This window comes from Actinomyces dentalis DSM 19115 (assembly GCF_000429225.1).
Lineage (GTDB): Bacteria > Actinomycetota > Actinomycetes > Actinomycetales > Actinomycetaceae > Actinomyces > Actinomyces dentalis.
Window position 1 is genome coordinate 1 of sequence record NZ_AUBL01000057.1, and the last position, 22,448, is coordinate 22,448.

At 72.3% G+C, this 22,448-nt stretch carries 13 protein-coding genes and 2 pseudogenes; 6 read left to right on the top strand and 9 right to left on the bottom strand.

What is annotated here, in order from left to right; genetic code table 11:
• Positions 1 to 998 precede the first annotated feature (998 nt).
• The 4 genes from G446_RS0111715 to G446_RS20120 form a co-directional block, all read right to left on the bottom strand.
• Positions 999 to 1,766, bottom strand: a complete 768-nt coding sequence (locus G446_RS0111715; RefSeq protein ID WP_026410286.1) for an alpha/beta fold hydrolase — start codon at positions 1,764 to 1,766, stop codon at positions 999 to 1,001.
• A gap of 10 nt (positions 1,767 to 1,776) precedes the next feature.
• Complete coding sequence (aspS, locus tag G446_RS0111720) at positions 1,777 to 3,600, bottom strand: aspartate--tRNA ligase (RefSeq protein WP_026410287.1); 1,824 nt, start codon at positions 3,598 to 3,600, stop codon at positions 1,777 to 1,779.
• Between the two features lie 120 nt (positions 3,601 to 3,720).
• The gene (locus tag G446_RS0111725) at positions 3,721 to 4,566 is read right to left on the bottom strand and encodes a hypothetical protein (protein ID WP_026410288.1); all 846 of its coding nucleotides are present in this window, start codon (positions 4,564 to 4,566) and stop codon (positions 3,721 to 3,723) included.
• A 28-nt stretch (positions 4,567 to 4,594) separates the two neighbouring features.
• The gene (locus G446_RS20120; protein WP_156916656.1) at positions 4,595 to 7,015 is read right to left on the bottom strand and encodes a hypothetical protein; all 2,421 of its coding nucleotides are present in this window, start codon (positions 7,013 to 7,015) and stop codon (positions 4,595 to 4,597) included.
• A gap of 754 nt (positions 7,016 to 7,769) precedes the next feature.
• On the opposite strand from G446_RS20120, the gene G446_RS0111735 reads away from it, so the two are divergent.
• Genes G446_RS0111735 through G446_RS0111745 form a run of 3 tightly spaced genes read left to right on the top strand, consistent with a single transcriptional unit; the run spans position 7,770 to position 10,869 of the window.
• Positions 7,770 to 8,927, top strand: coding sequence for an ABC transporter substrate-binding protein (locus tag G446_RS0111735; protein WP_026410290.1), 1,158 nt, complete (start codon positions 7,770 to 7,772; stop codon positions 8,925 to 8,927).
• Entirely contained in the window at positions 8,924 to 9,937 is a 1,014-nt protein-coding gene (locus tag G446_RS0111740) for an ABC transporter permease (protein ID WP_051285967.1), read from the top strand. Before G446_RS0111735 ends, G446_RS0111740 begins: the two co-directional genes overlap by 4 nt.
• Positions 9,938 to 9,942: 5 nt before the next feature.
• A complete protein-coding gene (locus G446_RS0111745) occupies positions 9,943 to 10,869 on the top strand; it encodes an ABC transporter ATP-binding protein (RefSeq protein WP_051285968.1) in 927 nt (308 codons plus the stop codon).
• Between the two features lie 8 nt (positions 10,870 to 10,877).
• Here G446_RS0111745 and G446_RS17660 read toward each other — a convergent pair whose 3' ends face one another.
• Both G446_RS17660 and G446_RS20405 read right to left on the bottom strand, forming a co-directional pair.
• Positions 10,878 to 11,417 carry a type III secretion system chaperone family protein gene (locus G446_RS17660; RefSeq protein ID WP_051285969.1) on the bottom strand — a complete coding sequence of 180 codons (540 nt, stop codon included), beginning with the start codon at positions 11,415 to 11,417 and terminating at the stop codon, positions 10,878 to 10,880.
• A 14-nt stretch (positions 11,418 to 11,431) separates the two neighbouring features.
• Entirely contained in the window at positions 11,432 to 11,920 is a 489-nt protein-coding gene (locus G446_RS20405; RefSeq protein ID WP_026410293.1) for a type III secretion system chaperone family protein, read from the bottom strand.
• A 558-nt stretch (positions 11,921 to 12,478) separates the two neighbouring features.
• Between G446_RS20405 and G446_RS0111760 the strand changes: the two genes are divergently transcribed.
• Positions 12,479 to 15,061, top strand: coding sequence for a DEAD/DEAH box helicase (locus tag G446_RS0111760; RefSeq protein WP_026410294.1), 2,583 nt, complete (start codon positions 12,479 to 12,481; stop codon positions 15,059 to 15,061).
• Positions 15,062 to 15,279: 218 nt separating this feature from the next.
• Positions 15,280 to 17,028, top strand: coding sequence for a cation:proton antiporter domain-containing protein (locus G446_RS17665; protein WP_084779210.1), 1,749 nt, complete (start codon positions 15,280 to 15,282; stop codon positions 17,026 to 17,028).
• On the opposite strand, the pseudogene G446_RS21555 reads toward G446_RS17665, so the two are convergent.
• The 3 genes and pseudogenes from G446_RS21555 to G446_RS21560 all read right to left on the bottom strand — a co-directional run.
• Positions 17,004 to 17,915 (bottom strand): annotated as a pseudogene (locus tag G446_RS21555) (transposase family protein); the annotation flags it as partial. The gene G446_RS17665 and the pseudogene G446_RS21555 overlap by 25 nt on opposite strands.
• Before the next feature lie 13 nt (positions 17,916 to 17,928).
• Complete coding sequence (locus G446_RS21080; RefSeq protein WP_245574687.1) at positions 17,929 to 18,279, bottom strand: transposase family protein; 351 nt, start codon at positions 18,277 to 18,279, stop codon at positions 17,929 to 17,931.
• 815 nt (positions 18,280 to 19,094) lie between these two features.
• Positions 19,095 to 19,592 carry a transposase family protein gene (locus G446_RS21560; protein ID WP_425393885.1) on the bottom strand — a complete coding sequence of 166 codons (498 nt, stop codon included), beginning with the start codon at positions 19,590 to 19,592 and terminating at the stop codon, positions 19,095 to 19,097.
• Between the two features lie 2,577 nt (positions 19,593 to 22,169).
• Between G446_RS21560 and G446_RS20650 the strand changes: the two are divergent.
• Positions 22,170 to 22,448 (top strand): annotated as a pseudogene (locus G446_RS20650) (IS1380 family transposase); the annotation flags it as partial.

The window sequence follows — 22,448 nt, forward strand, 5'->3', positions numbered from 1 at the left end:
GGACGATCCGCCTGCGACTGATGCACATCCCCGCCACCATCGCCCGCCACGCCCGCCGCACCCTCATCCGCTACAGGGCCGACCACCCCTGGACCCATCTCCTCCTCCAAGGCATCGAACGCCTCCAGACCCTGCCCGCACCCTGACCCCGGCCCCCGCCCCTGAGGACGCCCCCTGACCCCCGGAGGCCGGCCGCCCCGCCCCCGAGCACCACCGACCACCGCGCCCCACCACGCGCGGCGAACCACCGCACCCCCATGCCACAATCAACCCCGCAGCACCGGCAACGACGCCGCCCAACCCCACCCAACCAGACGATGAAAGATCGAGGTTAACCCGCGAGCACGTACCTCTAGCAGACGTTCTCGCGGGTTAAGTGACGATCTCGGCGGTTACCCGACGATCTCGCGGGTTAAGTGACGTGCTCGCAGCCCGGGCGGTGCTCCGGCGCGGCGGTATCCAGCCGTGAGGAAGCCCGCGAGTCGTTCCTGCGCCGCCAGCGCCTTCCCGGCGCGGCGGTGCGGACGAGAGGCGTGGCGGAGTCCAGGTTTCCGCCGGGACCCGGCCCGGGGTGCCCTCACCGGCGCCCGTGGCCGGGGCGCGCCCGGCTCCCCGGCCCCTGCCCGCAAGACCGACTCGAATGAGCGCACCGACGCCGGGACGAGGATCCGCACGGGAACGGCGGCAAGGGCGACGACGGGTCCGCGATCCGCAGGGTCCCCGCCGACTCCGGGCTGGCGCGGTCGAGACCGAGGTAGTGCGGGGCGGGGCTCGGGCGACGCCGACGTCGCGGTCGCCGTCGACCGACTCCCCCCGGGGGGGCGGGGGCGCGCAGGCGGTGCCCGCCGTACCCGTGGCGCATCGACCGACTTCCCGGGAGTGGGAGCGCGCGCTGGGCGGCGGGCGCCTCCGTGACTGCGCTGCGGACTTCCCCGGGGGCGGAGACCCGCGGAGGGCCCGGCGCTCCGTCCGTCGGCGCGCCGGGCCCCGGGGGCGGGTCACCTGCCCGCGTCGCCGAAGACCTCCTCGATGAAGGGGTCGACCAGTCCGTGATAGGCCTCCGGGTCGTCCCGCCGCACGCAGTGGCCGACGCCGTCGAGCAGCACCAGGCGCACGAGCGGATTGGTCACCTCGGAGGGGTCCGGGGCCATGTCCCCGTGGCGGGGTGCGAGATACAGCGTCGGCACCGTCAGCCGGTTGACCGCACTGACGAGGTCGGCCTCGCCGAGATAGGTGCCCTCGCGGATGTAGCGGCGGTCGACCCGCCCCTTGCACCCGGCCCACCCCTCGATCTCGGCATCGCTCCACGAGGATTCGCGCCGCATGCGCTCCCGCTCGGCCGCGCCGCCGTCGGCGAACGCGTCCAGGAACCGCTCCTGGTGCTCCACGAACCAGTGGGCCGGACCCCAGTGCCCGGTGGGGCGCGCGACGTCCTCCAGGACCAGTGCCCGGACCAGGTCGGGCCGGGCGGCGCCCGCTCGCAGCGACATGAGCCCTCCCAGGCTGTGCGCCACGACGACCGGCGGCTCCGCCAACGAGGAGAGCACCCGCTCAAGGTCCTCCTGCATGGTCTGCGGCGCTCGGGCCAGGGCCTCATCGTCCCACCGCGGGGACACCCCGTGCCCCCGCTGGTCCACCGCCAGGACGTGGTACCGGCAGGACCAGCGGGCCACCGCGTCGGGCCAGGCGGCGGCCGACTCCGTCAGGCCGTGGACCAAGAGCAGGGCCGGAGCCGCGGGATCCCCCCACTCGTGCAGCGCGAGCATCGTCGCAGCCTCAGCTCTTCTCCGTCCTCTCCCCCTCGCCCCGGGCCCGGGCCGCCGAGCCGGACTCGCCCTCCGGGACGGCGTCCACGCCGGCCTCCTTGCGCTGCTCGGGCGTGATGGGGGCGGGCGCCTCGGTCAGCGGGTCGAAGCCGCCGCCGGACTTGGGGAAGGCGATGACGTCGCGGATGGAGTCCGCGCCGGTGAGCAGGGAGACGATGCGGTCCCAGCCGAAGGCGATGCCGCCGTGCGGCGGGGCGCCGAAGACGAAGGCGTCCAGCAGGAAGCCGAACTTCTCCCGGGCCTCCTGCTCGCCGATGCCCATGACGGCGAAGACCCGCTCCTGGACGTCGCGGCGGTGGATGCGGATGGAGCCGCCGCCGATCTCGTTGCCGTTGCACACGATGTCGTAGGCGTGGGCCAGGGCGCCGCCCGGGTCGGTGTCGAAGGTGTCCAGGCACTCGGGCTTGGGCGAGGTGAAGGCGTGGTGGACGGCGGTCCACGCGGACTTGCCCAGGGCCACGTCCCCCTCGGCGCGGGCCTCGGCCGAGGGCTTGAACAGGGGCGCGTCCACGACCCACACGAAGGACCACTGCGCCTCGTCGATCAGGCCGCAGCGCCCGGCGATCTCCAGGCGGGCGGCGCCCAGCAGGGCGCGCGAGGCGTCCACGGCGCCGGCGGCGAAGAAGATGCAGTCGCCGGGTCGGGCGCCGACGGCCCGCGCCAGACCGGCGCGCTCGGCGTCGGTGATGTTCTTGGCCACCGGCCCGCCCAGGGTCCCGTCCTCGGCCACGGTCACGTAGGCCAGGCCCCGGGCCCCGCGCTGCCTGGCCCAGTCCTGCCAGGCGTCGAGGGTGCGCCGCGACTGCGAGGCCCCGCCGGGCATGACGACGGCGCCCACGTAGTCGGCGCGGAAGACCCGGAAGGTCGTGTCCTTGAAGTAGTCGGTCAGGTCCACCAGCTCGCACCCGAAGCGCAGGTCCGGCTTGTCGGTGCCGTAGCGCTCCATGGCGTCGCGGTAGGTCATGCGCGCGATCGGAGTGGGCAGGTCGTGGCCGATGAGGGCCCAGATCTCGCGCAGCACGTCCTCGGCCACGGCGATGACGTCGTCCTGGTCGACGAAGCTCATCTCCACGTCGAGCTGGGTGAACTCGGGCTGGCGGTCGGCGCGGAAGTCCTCGTCGCGGTAGCAGCGGGCGATCTGGTAGTAGCGCTCCATGCCGGCGACCATGAGCAGCTGCTTGAACAGCTGGGGGCTCTGCGGCAGGGCGTACCAGGACCCGGGCACCAGGCGGGCGGGCACGAGGAAGTCGCGCGCGCCCTCGGGGGTGGAGCGCGTGAGGGTCGGGGTCTCGATCTCGATGAAGCCGTGGGAGTCCAGCACCCGGCGGGCGGCCCGGTTGACCTCGGCGCGCAGGCGGATGGCGCGGCTCATGGGGCTGCGGCGCAGGTCGAGGTAGCGGTACTTCAGCCGCGTCTCCTCGCCGACCCGGCCCGCGTCCTCGGCGTGGTCGGAGACCTGGAAGGGCAGCGGGGCCGCGGGGTTGAGGATCTCGACGTCGGTCACGACGACCTCGATCTCGCCGGTGGGCAGGTTCGGGTTGGCGTTGCCCTCCGGCCGGGCGCTCACCTCGCCGGTGACGGCCAGGACGTACTCGGCCCGCAGGTCGTGGGCGATCTCCTCGCGGATGACGACCTGGGCGATGCCCGAGGCGTCGCGCAGGTCGATGAAGGCGACGCCGCCGTGGTCCCGGCGCCGGTCCACCCAGCCGGCCAGGGTGACGGTCCGGCCGATGTCCGCGGGTCGCAGGGACCCGGCGTCACGGGTTCGCAGCACGGTGATTCCTTCCGTTGGGGGCACTGCTCCGGTGCCCGGCGGTGCGCGCCGCGAGACGAGCGGGCGCCGGGGGCGATCCTACGCGGCCCGCCCCGGGCGCGCCCCGGCGGTTCAGCAGGTTCAGTAGTAGTAGTCCTGGTCCATCCGGCGGCGTCTGAGGACGACGGCGACGGCCAGTCCCGACAGGATGGCGGCGATGCCCAGCAGACTCGCCCCGATGACCGGGAAGCGGGGCTGGCGGACCTCGGTGGCGTGCAGTTCAACGCCCGCCGCGGAGGTGTCGGCCGGAACGTACTGGAGGGAGGGGGTGGCCCCCGGCGTCGGCGAGGGCGCGGCGGTGACCTGGTGGGCGGCCGGATCCGTCTCGGCGCCGGGCCCGACCGGGGTCACCCACCCGGTGGCCGGATCCGGTGCGACGGTCACGGGGGCGCCCCCGATGACGGTGAAGGCGCCGACGGTGAAGAAGGGGCTCTTATTGGTGTAGTCGAGCGTGCGGATCTGCGAGGTGGGCACGTCCGCGCCGGCCACGGCCCGGAACCGCAGCCAGTGCGTCCCCTCCGTGACGTAGACGGGCAGCTCGACGGCGCCCGAGAACGTCCCGTCCTCGGAGACCGAGATGCGCGCCACGACTCCCGCGTCCGAGGAGTCCTGCTGCACGAGGCCGCCGTCGTCGACCAGTACCTCCACGGTGGATGACGGCGGGAAGCCCGAGAGGGTGTAGGCCAGGGAGCCGCCCACGGCGATGGTCGAGGGGCTCACCGTCGAGGCGGTGCCGGTGGTCGAGGCCCCCGTCGTCGTGTCGGCGCTGGCGAAGGCGTCCATGAGGACCCCCGCGGGTATGACGACCCACAGCACGAGGGCCAGGCCGAGGGCGAGTCGGAGCAGAACCGACGGTGCGAGGAACCGGCGCGCGTCCTCGCGGACGTTCGCCGGACGCCGCAACCGGCCGCTGCCCCTGGCTCTCATGCTCCTCGCTCCTGTGGATCTCCCGGGATCAGCGCCTCTGTGCCGGCCCGGGGCGCATGAGGACGACGAATGAGGCGGCCCCGAGCATGAGCAGGCCGCCGGCCGCCACGAGCATCCAGTCCGCCGAGCCCAGGTTGGACGGAGTGGAGGTCTTGGTGTCGACCAGGACGCCGCCCTTGGCCGCGGCCAGGGACTCCGGGAGGTCGAGCTGGGCCCAGCCCAGGAGCTCGTTGTCCCGCCCGGCCACGGCGACCTGGTAGGTGCCCGCGTCCAGGCCGCTGATGTCAATGGTCACGGAGTGGTCCGCGTCGACCTGCACCCAGCCCTGGGTGGAGGCCGGGGGGAAGAAGTAGACGGAGACCCAGTCCCCCTCCTTGACCTTGGCCGACGGCATTCTGAGGGTCAGGACGCTGCCCTCGCGGGTGCCGGACAGCGACCCGGCGTTGGAGTCGTTGAGCTGGCCCGGATCGGCCACCGGCGCCGACGGCGCCGCCTGGGGCTTGACGGTGCGCGGGTCCGGCGTGGCCGAGGGGCTCTCCTCGGGCGTGGGCTCGGGCGTCGGCGTGGGCTCCGCCGTGGGCGTGGGCGTGGGCTCGGCGGTCGGGGTCGGCTCCGCCGTCGGAGTCGGCTCGGGCGTCGGAGTCGGCTCGGGCGTCGGCTGGTCGGTGGGCTCCGCCGTCGGCTGGTCGGTGGGCGGGGCGGTGGGCTCCGCCGTGGGCTGACCGGTGGGCTCCGCCGTCGGCTGGTCGGCGGACGGGGCGGTGGCGGCCGGGGACGGGTTGGCCGAGGGATCCGTCGAGGCGGCCGGCGGGGCCGCCGTCGTGCCGTTCCCGTCCCCCAGGACGAAGGCGCCGGTGGAGGCCGTGTTGCCCCTGAGCCCCAGCCGCAGCGTGTACTGGCCGGCCGGAAGGCCCTGCAGCTGGTCGGTCAGGGACAGCTGCGCCTGGAAGGCGCCGTCGGTGAAGGTCAGCGACACCCCGTCCCGCTCGGCGACGACCTTCCCGTCGGAGTCGAGCACGCTGAGCGTCGTGGCGTACATGCCGTTGAGGGCGTTCTGGCCCTCGCACCAGCCCCCGCCCGCGACCCGGATGCGCTGCGAGGCCTCGACCCTGGCGGCGCCGCCGGTCCCGTCGACGATCGCCCAGCTGGCCGGGGCGGCGCAGCTCTGGCCGGGATCGGGGGTCGGGACGACGGGCGGGCGGGCCGGGCCGGGGCTGGCGCTCGGACGCGGGGCGGCGGTGGCGGTCGAGCCGGTGTCGATGGTGAAGGGCGACGTGGTCTCGGACAGGCCGAGGGGCCCCGAGATGGTCAGGCTGTAGGTGCCCGTCACCGACACGGACGGCGTCGCGGCGCGGGCCGCGTCCACGATCGTCCGGGCGCTGAGCGTGATCTGCGCCGAGCCGCCGCCGGGGATGGGGGTGCTCGCGGACAGGGAGTAGGAGCCGACGACGGCGCCCGAACTGGGGTTGACCACGTTGACGGTGTAGACGGGATCGGCGATCTGGACGCCGTCGAGGGTGGCCCAGCCGCTGTAGTCCAGGGTGATGTCGTCCCCCGCGGAGTAGGCGTCGCCGGAGGCCAGGGTCGCGGAGGGGGCGAATCCGACGGACGCCGAGTCGATGACGTCGCCCTCGGCGCTCAGGGCCCGGATGCCGTAGACCCCCCCGGACGGGCCGAGGTCGGTCAGTCCCGAGGCGTTGAGGGAGAAGACGCCGTCGGCGAACTCCACCGGCACGACGACGTCGGTCTGCCCGCCGCCCGCGTCCAGCAGGCGCAGGCGGATCTTGTACTCGCCCGTGATGCTCCTGTTGCCGTCGAATGCCCAGCCGCTGCCGCTGAGCACGCCGTCGGACAGGGTGAGGATCGCGTCCTTCGCCGGCTCGGCGAGCTGGACGTTGAGGGACAGGGTGGCCGCCGTGGAGAAGTCGCCGGTCCCGGCCACCCGGTAGCCGATCTCGTACTGGCCCTGGTGCGGATCCATGCCCTCGGTGAAGTACCACAGGGACATGTCGTAGTCCGAGCGCCCGTCGGTGAAGACGGGGTAGATGGTCTTCACCTGGCCCTCGGCGCCGGGGGCCCCGACCCTGATCTCAACGGGCAGCACCGTGTCGGCGTCGCCGTTGTTGGCGTTCAGGGGCTTGCCGGACCCGTCCTTCCAGCCGTCGAAGGAGAGCCGGGGGCGGTCGGTCCTGCTGGCGGTGTTGAAGGTCTGCCCCGAGTTGTTCCCCACGCTCATGGAGCCCGGCTTGACGGCCGAGACGAAGCGGGCATCCCCCTGGGAGGCCTCGGCGGGGACCTGGCAGGCCGCGGGCGCCGCCGTCACGGCGCTCGCACCCACGACCGGCGCCCAGCAGGACAGCACGATCCCAGCGACCGTCATCAGGGCCTTGAACCACCCGATCAGGGCGGCCCTTCCACGGTGCGCGGTGCGGGCGGGGGTGCTGTGCATCAGGACATCTCGTATCGGGGGCAGTCGTACCGTCGGCCGCAGGGCTCGCCTCGGCGGCCTGCGGCCATTGACGGTGAGGGGCAGGACCGGTGGGACCCGGAGATCCTGCTTCTATCTCCTCCGATGGTATAGGTCCAGGTGGGTCGTGAGGGTCACTATCCGCATGCCGCGGGGGTGCCCCGGCTCACGATCATGGGGGCGGCGGCCGAGGCCCCGGCCGGAGACCCTCCCGCTTTTCCCCGGATTCAGGGGAAATATTGAGGGCGTCCCGGGTCGTTCGCGGATGGCCGGCAGCGCCGGCGCCCAAGGTCTCACTTTCATCACAATATTGAATTGTGATTTCAACCACACCTTCGGCGCCGAGGCGACTCCGCCCGACGGTCCGGGTGATGCACGGCATATGAGACGGCGTTGGGCCGCCCCGGGTCTGCGGCGTAGGGTGCCGCCCATGGCACGCATCCCCGAGGCCCTCGTCACCGCCGGCGGCACCCCTGTGCCCGCGGTCATGGGCGGCTCCCGAATGTGTCACCGCTGTCAGGCTCTGTGAAGCCCCGTCCGTGAGGCGCTGAAGCCCGCCGACTCCGATTCCACCGCCGCGCCGCGCGGCCTTCTCGCGCGTGCGCCGCGGTGCGCCCGCCACCGCCGCCGCGGCCTGCGCGAGGACGATTCGGGACACGCGGCGCGCCACCGCCTCGAGCCTGACAGCACCCCCGCCCGCGGACGCCCCCACCCAGCACCGGCCCAGGAGGCACCCATGACCGCGCCCGCCAACCCCGACGCCCCGAACACCCCGAACACCCCGGACGAGCCCGCACCCGAGCCCGAGTCCGAGGAGGTCACCGCGGACAACGCCGCCGACATCCTCGCCGCCGACGACGAGGCCCCCGCCCCGGCCGCCTCCCCCGGGCCGTCGCGCCGGGGCCTGCTCATCGGCGGGGGCGTCGCCGCGGCGGCGCTCCTCGCCGGCGGGGCCTGGCTCACCATCCGCCGTCGCCACCAGGGCGTGACCGGGGCCGCCAGGACCCTGCCCCTGGTCATCGGCGGCGACATCTGCGCCGCCCCGCTCTACGCCGCCTACTACCAGGGCTACTTCTCCGATGCCGGCCTCAATGTGACCCTCGCCCGCACCCAGCGCACCGAGGACACGAAGGACGCCGTCGGCGCCGGCAAGTACATCGGCGCGCCCGGCATCTTCTTCTCCTGGCTCGAGCCCATCTACAACGGCCTCAACGCCAGACTCACCGGCGGCCTCCACTCCGGGTGCCTCCAGCTCGTCGTGGCCAACGACTCCCCCGTCGCCTCGCTCGCCGATCTCAGGGACAAGAGGATCGGGGTGCCCTCCCTGTCCTCCTCCGCCTTCGCCTACTTCGCCATCGGGCTGAGCCGGGCGGGCCTCGACGTGGACCCCGAGGGCGGGGACATCACCTGGACCACCATCGACGAGGACTCCCTGGGGACCCGCCTGACCAACGGCGACGTCGACGCGATCATGGGCTCCGACCCGGCCCCGCTGCTGCCGGTCCTGGACGGGAGGGCCCGGGTGCTCGCCTCCAACAAGGACGAGCCCTTCTGCTGCTCGGTGGCGCTCAACGGCGACTTCGTCAAGGACTCCCCCGAGCAGGCCAGGGCCCTGACCGAGGCGTGGTTCAAGGGATCGGACTACCTGGCCGCCGACGAGGCCCACCTCGACGAGATCGCCCGGATCGAGGTCGACAACAACTACGTGGCCGCGGATCTGGACGTCGTCAAGAAGCTGCTGCGCACCTACGGGTGGAGGGCCTCCGCCGTCGACTTCCGCGCGGCCATCGAGCCGGGCATCGAGGACTTCAAGGGCACCGGCTTCATCCGCGCCGACGTCACGGCGGCCGAGCTGGCGGACACGGTCTTCGCCGATCTGGGCATCACCCGATGAGCGCCGACGTCGACGCCGGCCCCGCGCCCGCCGCGGCCGGGCCCCGACGGGCGCGCGCGCTGCGCGTCTGGGGCCCGACGGCCGTCGCCCTGTGGGCGGCCCACCTCGCCGTCGTCCTGCTCGTGCCCGACGCCGCCGGGGCGCGCACGGCGCCCGCGGCCCCGCTGGCGGGGGCCGTCGCGCTCCTGCTGGCGGGCCTGGTCGCCTGGCTGGCCGCCGCCCTGGCGCGCCCGGCGTCGTCGGCCGCCAGGGCCCTGGTCCACCGCCTGCCGTGGTTCGCCCTCTGCGGGGCCTGGTTCATCGTGTGGCAGCTGACCACCGTCAAGACGAACCTGCTGCGGCCGCCCTACTTCGCGGCGCCCGAGGTGCTCATCGCCGCCCTCGTCGAGGACCGGGGCCTGCTGCTCAAGTGCCTGGTCTCCTCCGGCCTGCTCTTCCTGACCGGTTATGCGATCGGCTCCGCGGCGGGCTTCCTCACCGGCTTCTACATGGGCTGGTCGCGCCGGGGCGACTACTGGCTGCACCCGGTGCTCCAGACGGTCGGCCCCGTGCCGGCGGCGGCCCTGCTGCCCCTGGCGGTGCTCGTCGTGCCCACGACCTACCTGTCGGCCGCCTCGATCGTGGCCTTCGGCGCCTGGTTCCCCATGGCCACCATGACCCGGGCCGGGGTGCGCGCCGTGCCGCGCAGCTTCATCGACGTGGCCCGCACCCTGGGGGCGGACGAGTCCTTCCTGGTGCGCCGCATCGCCATCCCCTCGGCGCTGCCGGACATGCTCACCGGCCTGTTCACGGGCCTGGGCACGAGTCTGGCCGCCCTCATGACCGCCGAGCTGGTCGGCGTCGACCAGGGCCTGGCCTGGTACATCAACTGGGTCAAGGGCTGGGCGGACTACCCCAAGATGTACGTGGGCCTGACGGTCCTGGTGCTCTTCTGCCGCGCCCTCATGCTCCTGCTGTTCAAGATCCGCTCCTCGCTGCTGGCCTGGCAGCGCGACCTCGTCAGGTGGTGAGTCCCATGACCCCGACGTCCCCGGAGCCCCGGCCCCCCGCCGGCCCGACCACCGTCGCAGCCGGCCGGACCACTGGCGCGACCGGCCCGACCGGCGCGGCCAGGGGCGCGGCCGTCGCCCTGTCGGGCGTCACGCACCGCTACCCCCTGCCCCACGACCTCGACCACGGCTGGGTCCAGTTCGCGCTCCGGCTCCTCTCGCCGGCGGCCCGCGCCCGCCACGACGCCGAACGGGCCAAGGCCGCGAGCCTGCGGGTCCTCGACGGCATCGACCTGCGGGTGAGCCCCGGCGAGTTCATCGCCCTGGTGGGCCAGTCCGGCTGCGGCAAGTCCACGGTCCTGCGCCTCCTGGCGGGCCTGGAGGCGCCGAGCCGGGGCGAGATCCTCGTCGACGGCGAGCCGGTCGCCGGCCCGGCGCCCGAGCGGGCCCTCGTCTTCCAGGACGCCACGCTCCTGCCGTGGCGGACCGTGCGGGACAATGTCGCCCTCGGCCCCCAGGCCAGGGGGCGCCTCCAGGTCGATCGGCGCCGCATCACCGCGGCCCTGGAGCTGGTGGGGCTGCGGGACTTCGCCGACGCCTACCCGGCGACCCTGTCGGGCGGCATGGCCCAGCGCGCCGCCCTGGCCCGCGCCCTGGTCAACCGGCCCCGGCTCCTCCTCCTGGACGAGCCCTTCGGCAAGCTCGACGCCCTGACCCGCCTCACCCTCCAGGACGAGATCCGGCGCCTGTGGCTGTCCCAGGGCTTCACCGCCGTCCTGGTCACCCACGACGTCGACGAGGCGCTGCGCCTGTCGGGCCGCGTCGTCGTGCTCTCCGAGCGCCCCGCGCGCGTCGTGGAGGACATCGCCGTGCCCGACGGCGTCGGCGCCGACGAGGCCGGCGAGGACTTCCAGGCGCTGCGCCGCCGGATCCTGGGGCTGCTGGGGCGGTGAGCCGCCGGTCAGCCCCCGGAGCCGGAGGCCGGATCCGACATCCCGAGCCGGCTGCGCACGTCGGCCATGGCCGAGCCGATGGTCGAGATGGCGCAGGAGAGATGCAGATCGAGCTGATCGTCGGTGACGCCGTGCTCGTAGTCGACGGCGACCGCGCCGCCCACGGAGAAGGTCAGGCCGGCGTCCTCGTTGTCCCGCCAGAAGCACGTGGGCCACAGGTGCCCGCGGTGCCACTCCTCCAGGGCGTAGCGGACCTCGTCCAGCCGCCCCATCGGCAGGTCCTCGTGCATGTATCCGAGCACATTGAGCACCTCGCCGTTGTCGCCGCGCAGCAGGAACGTGATGATGTCGTCGTCCCAGCGACCGGTGATATCGCCCTCGTCGTCGATCCGGTAGTGCCAGTCGTGCCGGTCCAGCGCGGCCCGGAGCCGCTGCTGCGAGAGCGGGGCGACCCGGGCGCGCGGCTCCGGGGGAGCGGCCGGCGGCCGCGGGCGGGTTCCGTCCGACGCGGGGCCGGACGCCTTTCCTCTGCGGGAGAGCCAGGACATGGTGCATGCTCCTCTCAGCGGCCCAGGGCCTCGGTGAGCCTGTTGAACAGGCCCGTCGCCGAGGCGATGGCGCCGTAGACGTGCTGGGCGAGCTGATCGTCGGTGACGCCGTGCTCGTAGTCGACGGCGTTCTCGGCGTAGACGCGGATGTCGCCGCCGTCGTCAATGCGGTAGTGGGCCATGGGCCAGGGGCGGCGCCGGTGCGAGTCCTCCAGGACGTCGCGGACCACGCCGAGGCGGCCCGCGTCCACGGTGCCGGGGTACTGGGCGTGGATCCAGAAGATCTCCTTCATCTCGCCGTGGAAGAAGAAGTAGAAGGTGGCGTCGTCCCAGATGCCGCCGAGGTCCCCCTCGGAGTCGATGAAGTAGCGCCAGTCCCGTTTCTTGAACAGGGCGATGACCCGCTCCCGCGTGAGCGGCGTGGGCACCGCCGGATCGGCGGGGACGGGTGCTGCCGGACCGGGCTCGGGGCTCGGATCGGGCCGGCGTGAGATCAGGCCCATGGCGGGACCGCCTTTCGCTCGAAGAACGGACGGGACGCGGCGACGCGAACCATGAGAATCCATTGTAGAGAACCCCTCGGGCCCGGCGTGCCGCCGCCCGCCGGCCGGACGGGCCCGTCCGACCGGATCGGGGGCGGGACTCCCCGACCTCGTCCGTCGCCCGCCGTCCGGGCCCGTCCGGGCGGCGGGCGGCGCCGGAGGCCCGGGGCGGTGCCGGAGGGGCGGTCCCGGCCGGGTTGCGCCGCTGAGTCCAGAGTCACGTGTGACCTGGTGCGCCGGCGGGCCGCGGGCCTCGCGGCGCCCCGCCGGCGCCCGTATCCTGTGGACAGGAGCGATCCGCATTGTGAACCCCGTTCGGGACCGTGGCCCGGGCCTGCCCCGCAGACCGGCCGGAGCCCGTGAGTCTGTGCGTGAAGCCCGTCAGCCGCCGCCGTTCCGAGGGACGCCCGCGGCGCAGGGCGAGTGTGGTGGGTGCGATGCGGCAAGAGCGGAGGCGGACCCGCCTCCCCCACACTCCGCAACGGGTCCCCACCGGGACCGGATACGGGAACATCACCGATGAGCAACAACACCGGGGCCACTGCGCCCTCCGAGCAGCCCGCCGACGGCCCGCTGAGCCTCGACGACCTCTTCAACGCCGAGCTGGCCTCCTCCGGCCAGTCGGCCGACCGCCCCGACTCCCCCGAGGATCTGGCCGCCCCGCACCGCGTCGGGCCCGGCTCCCCGGTCTCCGCGAGCTCCTTCGACACGCCCGCCTCCTCCGACTCCCCCGAGGACCCCGAGGGGATCGAGCACGAGGACGAGGCCGACGACGTCGACCTGGCCCCGGACGAGAGGGACCCGGAGGACGAGGACGAGGAGACCGACGACGGCGCCGACGACCCGGAGATCGACGAGGAGGACGTCGACGGCCATGCGCCCTTCGCCGACACCGGCGACGAGGGGGCCGACGGCGCCGAGCCGGACGAGGAGGTCACCTTCGCCGACCTCGGCCTGCCCGTCGACCTGCTCCGGGCCGTCACCGACATGGGCTACGTGACGCCCACCGACATCCAGCGCGAGGCCATCCCGGTCCTGCTGGCCGGGCGCGACGTCGTGGGCATCGCCCAGACCGGCACCGGCAAGACCGCCGCCTTCGGCCTGCCCCTGCTCGACGCCGTCGACGCCCGCGAGCCCGTCGTCCAGGCCCTGGTCCTGGCGCCCACCCGCGAGCTGGCCCTTCAGAGCGCCGACGCCATCGCCGACATGGCCCACCGCTCGCGCGGCCTGGACGTCGTCGCCGTCTACGGCGGCGCCCCCTACGGCCCGCAGATCGGGGCGCTGCGCGACGGCGCCCAGGTCGTCGTCGGCACGCCCGGGCGCATCATCGACCTCATCGACAAGGGCGCCCTGGTCCTGGACGACGTCACGTACTTCGTCCTCGACGAGGCCGACGAGATGCTGCGCATGGGCTTCGCCGAGGACGTCGAGACCATCGCCGCCTCCCTGCCCGAGGAGCGGCGCACCTCCCTGTTCAGCGCGACCATGCCGCCGGCCATCCAGCGCGTGGCCCGCCAGCACCTGAACGACCCCGTCCGGATCGAGGTCTCCCCCCAGGCCTCCACGGTCGACACCGTCCACCAGACCTACGCCGTCGTCCCCTTCCGCCACAAGATCGGCGCCGTCGCCCGCGTCCTGGCCGTCACCGACGCCGAGGCCGCCCTCGTGTTCGTGCGCACCAAGTCCACGGCCGAGGACGTCGCCATCGAGCTGGCCGGGCGCGGCATCCAGGCGGCCGCCATCTCCGGCGACGTGCCCCAGCGCGAGCGCGAGCGCCTCGTCGAGCGCCTGCGCGCCGGCACCCTCGACGTGCTCGTGGCCACCGACGTGGCCGCCCGCGGACTGGACGTGGACCGCATCGGCCTGGTGGTCAACTTCGACGTGCCCCGCGAGGCCGAGGCCTACGTCCACCGCATCGGCCGCACCGGCCGCGCCGGCCGCCACGGCGAGGCCGTCACCTTCCTGACCCCCAAGGAGAAGCGCAAGCTCCGCCAGATCGAGCGCCTGACCGGCACCCGTCTGGAGGAGATCACCCTGCCCTCGCCGGCCGACGTCTCCTCCCATCGCGCCGGCAAGCTGCTGGAGCGGGCCGCCGCCCGCCACGAGCGCGGCCGCCTGGCCATGTACACCGAGCTCGTGAGCGCCAAGGCCGCCGAGCTGGACATCGACGAGACCGCTCTGGCCGCCACCCTGCTCGCCCTGGCCGTGGGCGACGAGGGGCCGCGCCGCCGCGAGGGCGGCGAGGGGCGCGAGGGGCGCGAGGACCGGCCGCGATCGCGGGGTCGTCGCGAGGAGAACCTCGACGCCGAGGGCGACTTCGTCTCCGCCTCCTTCGAGGGCGGGCGCGACCGGGACGACCGCGGCGGGCGCCGTCGGGACCGCTTCGAGGGCAAGCCCGGGGCGTCCCGCGGGGGCCGTCGCCACGAGGAGGGCACGGGCACCGTCTACCGGGTCGAGGTCGGTCGGCGCGACCACGTCCAGCCCGGCGCGATCGTGGGGGCCCTGGCCAACGAGGGCGGCATCGCCGGGTCCGACATCGGCCGGATCGACATCCTGCAGTCCTTCTCCCTGGTGGAGATCCACACCCCGCTCAGCCCCGAGCAGCTCAAGGCGATGGGCCGGGCGACCTTCAGCGGCCGCGAGCTGCGCATCCGCCTCGACGAGGGCCCCGGCTCCGGCTGGGACGGCCCGAACGACAGCCAGTCCTCCGGGCGCCGCCCCTTCCGCCACGACGGCGAGCGCGACGGACGCGGCGGTCGCGACGAGCGCGGGGGCTTCCGGGGCGACCGCGACCGCGACGGCGAGCGCGGCGGGCGCTGGTCGAACCGCGATGAGCGCCGGGGCGGCTTCCACGACGGCGAGCGCGGCTTCCGCGGCGGTCGCGACGAGCGCGGGGGCTTCCGGGGCGGCCGCGACCGCGACGGCGAGCGCGGCGGGCGCTGGTCGAACCGCGATGAGCGCCGGGGCGGCTTCCACGACGGCGAGCGCGGCTTCCGCGGCGGTCGCGACGAGCGGCGCGGAGGCGCGCGCGGGAGCTTCGGACGCGGCGAGCGCGGCGGACGCGACGGCGACTTCCGGGGCGGGCGCAAGGACCGCTGGTGAGACTCCGGGCCCGGCACCGAACCCAGCGGTGCCGGGCCCGGCCCGTTGCCGGCGGCCCGCCGGAATCCCGGCGTCGGCGGCCCCGTCAGCACCGAGGCGTCCCGGACCCGACGGCCCCGCCGAAGGGCGCCGTCGGGTGGAATAGTCGGACTCCTCGCGCGGTTACCAGCGTTGATAACAGGTTCCGATGACGCCGAGCCCGGCGGAAAGAGGCGCACGTGGTCCCAGCCGTCTACCTGCTAGTCGTCGTCGTCCTGGGATTCACCGCCACCCTCCTGCGCCTGCCCCCTCTCATCGGCTTCCTCGCCGCCGGCTTCCTGCTCGGGTCCTCCCCCCTGCCCAACCTCGAATTCGTCGACGTCCTGGGCGACCTGGGCGTGGCCGTCCTCCTGTTCACCATCGGCCTCAAGCTCGACCCGCGCATCCTGACCCGCCGGGAGGTCTCGGGCACCGCCGTGGTGGCCATGGTCGTGCTCACGGGGCTGGGCAGCGCCCTGATCGGCGGGCTGCTGCTCCTGGGCCTGCGGGTCGACGCCGTCACGCCGACGGGCGTGCTCATCCTCGGCTTCGCCCTGTCCTTCTCCTCCACCGTCGTCGTCGTCAAGCTCCTGGAGGAGCGCGGCGACACCGGCTCCCTCTACGGGCGCATCGCCATCGGGGTCCTCGTCGTCCAGGACATCGCCGCGGTGCTGTACATGACCATCGCCTCCGGGCACGTCCCCAGCCCCTGGGCGCCGGCGCTCGTGGCCCTGTGGCCCGCCTCCAGGCTGCTCGGCAAGATCCTCAACCGCATCGACCACGGCGAGATGCGCACCCTGTTCGGCATGTCCATGGCGCTGCTGCCCGGCTACCTCCTGTTCAGCCTGCTCGGCGTCGACGGCGACCTCGGCGCCCTCATCATGGGCGCCCTCTTCGCCTCCCACCCCGCCGCCAAGGAGCTGTCCCACTCCCTGTTCACCATCAAGGAGCTCCTGCTCGTCGGCTTCTTCCTGGCCATCGGACTCGACGGCGTCCCTGGCGCTGGCTCCTTCGCGCTGGCCGCCCTCCTCCTCGTCCTGCTGCCCGTGCGCGCCGCCGTCTACACCATCACGGTGCGGATCCTCCGCATGCGCCGGCGCACCTCCGCCATGACGGGTCTGGCCATGACGGCCTACTCCGAGTTCGCGCTCATCGTCGTGGCCGCCGCCGTCGAGCACGGCGCGCTGGGGCGCGAGTGGAGGGCGGCGATCAGCCTGGCCCTGGCCCTGTCCTTCATCGTCTCGGCGATCGTCAACCGGCATCCCGCGGCGCTCATCCGCTGGGCCGCCGGCCTCATTCCGCTGCGGCCCTCCCCCGCCCTCCACCCGGACGAGCAGCCCCTCGACATCGCCGGCGTGCGCACCGTCGTCTTCGGAATGGGGCGCGTGGGCCGCGCCACCTACAACCGCCTGTACGCCGACGGCGAGACCGGGGTCCTGGGGATCGACAGCGACGCCTCCAAGGTCGAGGCCCTCGCCGAGCGCGGCTTCAACATCCTCGAGGCCGACGCCACCGACCAGGAGTTCTGGGACCGCCTCGACGCCGTCCACGCCACCAAGGCCGTGCTGGCCATGTCCGATCCGGGTGCCAACGTCCGCATTCTGGAGTGGCTCAACCGCTCCGACTTCGAGGGGCGGGTCATCGCCGTGGCCACCTACGACGACGAGGCCGACGCCCTGCGCCGCGCCGGCGTGGACGCCGTCATCAACCTGTACGACGGGCTGGGCGACGCCCTCGCCCGGGCCGTCGAGGCGCTGCCCTCCACCATCGGGGAGTCCCCCCAGACCGCGGATGCCCGGAGTGCGGATGCCCGGAGTGCGGATACTCGAGGCGAGGACGCCCGGGGCGAGGACACTCGGGACGCGGATACCCGGACTATCACCGCCCGGGCCGCCGTCGCCCAGACCGTCGTCGGGCAGTCCCCTCAGGCCGCGACCCCCGCGGACTGAGCCAGGAGCCCGCATCGCCGCCCACACCGGACTCTCGCGCGCCGCGGCCCGCGCGGACTGCGCCAGGACAGGAGCGGAGGCGTAGCGCGCCTCCCACTGCTCCTGACCCGCGGCCCCCGCGGACTGCGCCAGGAGAACGGGAGAGACAGGGCCTTTCTCACCGGGAGTCGCGGTCCGTGGGCCCGGATCGGCGCGATGACGTGGGAGGGCCCAGGACGACACCGGGCAGTGCGGCCCCGTGCGCACCGCCCCGCGCCCATCCTTTCCGCGCCACCGCGCCGATCCCCGGCCCCGAACCGCCGGTTCTGGTGAGAAGGGCTCATTGTGACGCTTCGGGACGAGAGGAGCACGGGATGGAAGGTGAAAGCATGCGCTTGGCCGCCTTTTTGAGCCGCCGGGCCGCCCCGCCCACCGACCCAACCACGTCTGCTACACCCTTTTCGTCTCCTACGCTCCCTTTTCTCGTACAGTGGAGGGTGAAGGAGCGTAGCAGGAAGCTTATTCAGAGGGTGGTTTTGAAGACGTAGAGTGAGAGTGCGGCAGTGATGGTCTGTTCGAATGTGTGCAGGGGGCGGCGGTAGTCGGTGTGGAGGATTCTCCAGGACTTGATGTGGGCGATGGTGCGCTCTTTCGGCCCGGCGGATCCGGTTGATGCTCTTGTTGGCCTCCTTCGCGGCCTCGCTCAGTTCGCCGTTGGGGGGCTTCTTGTACGGGGTGATCATTCCTCTGCCGATGTATCCCTTGTCGGCGATCCATCCGGAGGGGTCGATTCCGTCGAGCAGTCCGGAGGCGTCCAGGGCGGCCGCGTCGTGCATGGACCCCGGATAGGGGTCCGAGGCCCACACGAGCCCGCCGTCGGGCAGGACCAGGATCCGGGCGCTCATGCCGGTCGTCCTGTGCTCACCGCGACCACAATTCGCGGTGAGCGCGCCAACTCCAGCAGGGGAAGAGGGTGCCGTCCAGCACGTAGTCGCAGCCCTCGGGCACCTCCTCCGCGGTGAGCAGCATGTCCTTCAGGGCCCGGGTGATCGCGTCGGTCATGGCCCCGATGGCCCGCGAGATCGTGGACTGGGACACACCCAGCTGCTCGCCGATCACCACCTGCACCACATTGTGGCGCATGTAGACCAGCGCCGCCCGCAGGGAGTCTCTCAGCCCCAGGCTCGGCGGACGCCCCTCGACGCCCTCCTCGCGCAGGCGGATGAGCAGATCGGCGAACTTGGGGGTGGGCAGTCCCGTGGTATACTTCATGGCGATGGTCCGTTCCTCATGAGGTCGTGGATGTTGTTTTCGTAGACCATTGTACCTCATGGGAGCGGGCCATCATAATATTGTTTCCCGGAAATACACGCAGGCGCCCGCTGAATAAGCTTCAAAGTTGCAGAAACACATGTTCCACAATCAGTCCACATTTATCAAAACAGGAATGGGTGTTGATAATGACAAGTCAAGACTGGGCTAATTGGGTAGGCGCGATAGGTACCGCTGGTGCGACTCTGATCGCTGTTATAACTCTAGCGATCGAGGCCAGGTGGAGGCGTCGTGCCAAACAACGGGAGCAGGCGGAATACGTGACCGCATGGACATTAGGAGATGTGATAAGAATCAGCAATAGGTCTTCGGCCCCTGTATATTATTGCGTTGTGGCGTTTGTTGTAGACGAGCAGGATGGGCGTAATTTTCCTAACAACTACAAGCAAATTATTACTGTTGTCCCTCCGGGAGAATGGCAACTCGAAGCCCCCGAGGGCTGGCAAGGCATGTGTCATCGACCCGGCACAGAAATAATGTTTACCGACATACGAGGTGCGCACTGGATGCGGAACGCGGTAGGACGTCTGTCTCGCCACCGTGTCGGTTCAATTAAGTATTACAGCATAGGATTGCCCTACATGTCCGAAAAATTAATGCCAGCGGGGCAATCAAAGACTGATCGAAAGCGCCCGCGGTCGTCGTAGGCTCCCTGGAGAACGTCCGCTCGAGAAGCGCCAGTTAAGATCGGTAATTTATTTGCCGACAAAGGTGTTGCATTGACGGGGAGCTGATCGTCCTACGCAAGAAGTCTCTTAGCGGCGAATTGAACGATGCATTGAGTGGGCTGAAAGTACCATGAAGGTTATTCGGCGGGTGTCTGATTGTATTTCCGGGAAACGATATTGAGCCTTTCTCACCAGGAGGGTCCCTGGAAGGTTATTCAGGGGGTGGTCTTGAAGGAATAGAGTGCGAGTGCTGCGGTGATGGTCTGCTCGAATGTTTCCAGGGGTCTCCTGTAGGGTGTGTGGAGGATTCTCCAGGATTTGATGTGGGCGATGGTGCGCTCTTTCGGCCTGGCGGATCCTGTTGACGCTCCTGTTGGCCTCCTTCGCCTTCTCGTCGAGTTCTCCGTTGGGGGGCTTCTTATGGGGCGTGATCATCCCCCTGCCGACGTATCCCTTGTCGCCGATCCACCCGGAGGGATCCATTCCCTCGAGCAGTCCGGAGGCGTCCAGTGCGGCCACGTCGTGCATGGACCCCGGGTAGGGGTCCGAGGCCCACATGAACCCTCCGTTGAGCCGGACCAGGATCCGGGTCGTTCATGCCCGCGCACCCGTGCTTGACCGACCACGGATCGCGGCGCCTGCGCCAGTCCGGGCAGGGGAAGAGGGTGCCGTCCACCACGACAGTCGCAGTCCCGGGGCACCTCCTCGGCCGTGAGCAGCAGGACCGCCGGGGTCCGGGAGATCGCCGCCGTGATCGCCTTGATGGCCCGCGAAACAGTGGGCTGCGACACGCCCGGGAACTCTCCGATCACCGCCTGCACGATGTTCTGACGCATGTACATCAAAGTCGCGGTGAGAGACCCGGACAGGCCCAGGACCGGCGGATACCCCTCGACCCCCTCCTCGCGCAGCCGGGCGAGCAGCCCGTCGAACTCATCATCAGTGGCCCGTGGTGCACTCCATCATGATGGCCCACTCCTTCCGAGGTCATGGGGACGTTTTTTTCACGCCCATGACACCCCACGGGGGTGGACCATCATAATATCGCCTCCCGGAAATGACCCAGGACACACACAGAATAACCTTCCAGACTGGAAGAGGCGTAGCAGACAGTGAGCTTTTCTCACCAGGAAGGTTATTCCGGGAGTGTCCGAGTGGGGTGCATGTGGCTTGTGGTGTCGGCCAGGGTGTGTTATGTCTCAGGACATGGGTGACAGTTCTGTATCAGGACATCGGTGACGGTTCGGCGGGTCCTGGTGGTGACACTCGTGGTTTGGGATTGAGGGGTGAGCCCCGATAAGAACCGCAGTGCTGGTCCCCGTGTCCGTCTGGCGATCGCCCGATGGCCCGATGACGCGCCCCGCGGGGCGGTGACGACGTTTGGCGCCGAGCAGGGCATCTGGCGCAAGACGCTCCTGCGTCTTGCGCCGGCGCGCGCCGGGGGGAGGGGCCCGCGGCGGCGGGCGAGCCCCGGTCGCGCCGTCCGCGATGCCGGCCCGAGCCGCCTGCCCGATCGGGTTCGCGCCCGGGCCCTCGATGTGCGCGCGGCTCCGGGGGCGCTCGGGACCGGGGCCACGGTCCGATCAGCGCGCGCCGGCAAGGATGGCCGCCATGGGCCTCGAGGCGCCCTCGCCGGCGTGGCCGGCCAGGATCTACCGGTCGGGAGGGGGCGGGGCGGGGCCGAGCCGTCCAAGAGACCGAGGGCGGCGTGGCGCCGGTTCGACCCGCCCCGCCCCCAACGCCCGCCGGCGGCTCGACGCCACCGAGTACGTCCTGGCCGGCGGGCGCAAGGGCGGTGACCTGGCCGGCTCCAGGACGACCACTGGCGCCTGGCGGTGGCCTGGCTGGTCGCCCCGGGCGATGGCCGGCCAGGCGGCCATCGACGTCTTCGACAAGGGCGCGGCCGCCCGGGGCGCGCACCCGGCGCCCGCGCGGCCGACAACGGCGCGGCCCCGGGCCCCAGCCGGCGCCCAGTCACCGGCCCGCCCGGCCGGGGCACGTGCGCTCCCCGGGCGTCGAACCCCCCGCCGGCAGAGCCCCTGCAGGCCCACCACCCACGGGCGACAACGAGCGCTTCGGCCAGACCCCGCTCCGCCACCCGGGCCGGCAGCCCCTGGCCGACTGAGTCGCCGAGCCCCCGGGAGACGGGTCGACCGCTTCGACCACACCCTGCAACACCCAGCGCCCCCACCAGGGCCTGCCCGGGCGCATCACCCCGCAGCAGGCCCAGGACGCCGGCGAGGTGGCCCGGGCGCCCCGACCGGGCCACGACACCGACCCCATCACCCCCGGCGGCGAACCCGCGCGCGACGCGCCCGCCGGGCGCCGACCGCCGCACCGGCGCAGGCCCATCGCCCCCAGCGGCGAACGCGAAGCCGGCCATCACCCGCAACGGCACCGTCCACATCGGCGGCATCGCGTTCCTGGTCCGCCGCGCCCTGGCCGGGCACCGAACCACCGCGATCTGGGACGCCACCACCATCACCTTCGCCGACGTCCACGGCGAGGTCCTGATCCAGTACAACTGGCCGCCCGAAGGCGTCACCTACGTCTCCCACCACCCGCCCGACCCCACCAACCAACGCGCCAGGCCCCAGGCCGCAGGAGGCCCCAACCGTCACCGAAGTCCTGACACACCGAACGTCACCCATGTCCTGACACAGAACCGTCACCCATGTCCTGAGACATCACAGTGTCGGCCAGGGTGGGGGCGTGTCCAAATCTGCCACAAAGGCCCCGATCGAGCCGGGTCGCGCGAGAAGAAACGTTGATATTCCGCCCTTCTTCTCGCGGCCGATCCCGGCCCGGGGCGCCTTTGTGGCAGATTTGGACACGCCCCCGCCCCGGACCGCCACAGGAGACCCACCAGCACCACGCAGAGAAGAATAACCCTCCCAGAGCCGCCGCGGGCACCGTGGGGAGGGCGGTCGCCCGCCTCGGCGAGGTCCACGACGTCGGCGCCGGCGCGGACACTGGCGAGGCGGGCGGTCGTAGACCGGGCGGGCGCCCCGTTCGACCGCGCCGGCCCCGCAAGAGCGCCTCCGCGGGCCCCGCCCAGGCGCCCCGACCCACGAGATCGCCACTTAACCTCGGTTTTTCGTCGTGGGGTGCCGGGGGGTGGGGGTGAGGGTGCTCCTCGTCCTGGGATAATGCGGGTTGTCGATGTCCGTGCATGTCCAGGGGAGGGGCACCCTCGTGGTGAATGGTACCGGGTTGTACCCGCAGGCGGGTGTGGAGGCGGGGGAGGTTCCGGCGGTGGGGCCGGCGGGGGCGAGGCTGCTGACCGGGGCGATTCGGGCCGTGGGCCTGGACACCGCGCTGTCGGGGGCCCTGGCGCCCTGGCGCAAGCCCCTGGCGGTGCACGACCCGGGCAAGATCATCGTGGACCTGGCGCTGTGCGCGGCCCTGGGGGGCCGGTGCCTGTCGGACCTGGCCGTGCTG

What these genes read in the sequence shown, in the direction of transcription:
- G446_RS0111760 (WP_026410294.1), top strand. Translation starts at nt 12,479, where the DNA reads ATGAGCAACAACACCGGGGCCACTGCGCCCTCCGAGCAGCCCGCCGAC.
- G446_RS0111740 (WP_051285967.1), top strand. Translation starts at nt 8,924, where the DNA reads ATGAGCGCCGACGTCGACGCCGGCCCCGCGCCCGCCGCGGCCGGGCCC.
- G446_RS21080 (WP_245574687.1), bottom strand. Translation starts at nt 18,279, where the DNA reads ATGAAGTATACCACGGGACTGCCCACCCCCAAGTTCGCCGATCTGCTC.
- G446_RS0111735 (WP_026410290.1), top strand. Translation starts at nt 7,770, where the DNA reads ATGACCGCGCCCGCCAACCCCGACGCCCCGAACACCCCGAACACCCCG.
- G446_RS0111745 (WP_051285968.1), top strand. Translation starts at nt 9,943, where the DNA reads ATGACCCCGACGTCCCCGGAGCCCCGGCCCCCCGCCGGCCCGACCACC.
- G446_RS0111725 (WP_026410288.1), bottom strand. Translation starts at nt 4,566, where the DNA reads ATGAGAGCCAGGGGCAGCGGCCGGTTGCGGCGTCCGGCGAACGTCCGC.
- G446_RS0111715 (WP_026410286.1), bottom strand. Translation starts at nt 1,766, where the DNA reads ATGCTCGCGCTGCACGAGTGGGGGGATCCCGCGGCTCCGGCCCTGCTC.
- G446_RS20405 (WP_026410293.1), bottom strand. Translation starts at nt 11,920, where the DNA reads ATGGGCCTGATCTCACGCCGGCCCGATCCGAGCCCCGAGCCCGGTCCG.
- G446_RS17660 (WP_051285969.1), bottom strand. Translation starts at nt 11,417, where the DNA reads ATGTCCTGGCTCTCCCGCAGAGGAAAGGCGTCCGGCCCCGCGTCGGAC.
- G446_RS20120 (WP_156916656.1), bottom strand. Translation starts at nt 7,015, where the DNA reads ATGCACAGCACCCCCGCCCGCACCGCGCACCGTGGAAGGGCCGCCCTG.